This window comes from Staphylococcus gallinarum, assembly GCF_000875895.1.
Taxonomy (GTDB): Bacteria; Bacillota; Bacilli; order Staphylococcales; family Staphylococcaceae; genus Staphylococcus; species Staphylococcus gallinarum.
The window spans coordinates 1-241 of record NZ_JXCF01000159.1 but is presented as its reverse complement, the minus strand read 5'-3'; the positions used below and the strand labels follow the sequence as shown (position 1 = coordinate 241).

The window sequence follows — 241 nt, the reverse complement described above, 5'->3', positions numbered from 1 at the left end:
TTAAGTCTGGTAAAGCGTTGAATGAGCTTAAAAATGAAAATAGTAAGCTTAGAGAAGAAAACAAGGATATGTCTGAAACTTTAGCAAGAGCAAATGAGTTTATAAAAGACCTCAAAAAACTCCTTGATAATGCGCTTGATGTTATTAAAGTTATTAGAGAGATTTTTGAGAAGTTAGAGCAAGTTCTTGGTAGAAATAAATACCAGCATTTGATGAATGATGTAAGTAGAGATAATGGTCG

The 241-nt window shown here is 31.5% G+C and carries 1 pseudogene; it reads left to right on the top strand.

The window, feature by feature from the left end:
- Nucleotides 1-241, top strand: a pseudogene (locus tag SH09_RS13885) (MobV family relaxase); the annotation flags it as partial.